Source organism: Gemmata algarum, assembly GCF_034097035.1.
GTDB classification, from domain to species: domain Bacteria; phylum Planctomycetota; class Planctomycetia; order Gemmatales; family Gemmataceae; genus Gemmata; species Gemmata algarum.
In genome coordinates, this window is the sequence record NZ_JAXBLV010000127.1 from 1 (window position 1) to 573 (window position 573).

General features: G+C 72.1%; 1 pseudogene. It reads left to right on the forward strand.

The features are described from left to right. Positions 1 to 573 (forward strand): annotated as a pseudogene (locus tag R5W23_RS11335) (transposase); the annotation flags it as partial.

Here is a 573-nt window from a genome sequence, read left to right on the forward strand (position 1 = left end):
CACGTCGCGGACCGATGCCACGAGCGGATCGGCCGGTTGGGCGGCGAGCGGAACCCGGTACGGCTCGACCGGGCCGTTCGGATCCTGGACGGGAATCATCTGTGGGCCACCCCGAAGCGGCTCCGGGTGACCCGCGGGCGCACCGCCGGCCCGCTCCCCGGGCTGGTCCTGGCGGTTCTGGACCCGGACCGGATGTTGATCACCGACATCATCCCGTGTGAGGACGGGCACACCCAGGAGCGAGCCCTTCTGGACCCGGTGATGCCGCTGGTGCAACCGGCCCAGGTGTGGGTCGGTGACCGCAACGTCTGCACCGCCGAGTTCCGGTCCCGGATCGATCAGCGGGGCGCGTCGTTCGTGATCCGCCGGCACGGGAACACGACCCTCGAGGGGGACGGGGAGTGGACCGCGGAGGTGCGCACCGATACCGGTCGGGCGAGCGAGCGGCCGATGTGGGTGTGCGTGGGTGGGGAGCCGGTGCTGCAGGTGCGGTGCGTGCGGGTGCGGTTGGACCAGCCGACCGAGGACGGGGACCGGGAGCTCGAGATCCTGACCAACGTGCCGGGCGACCAG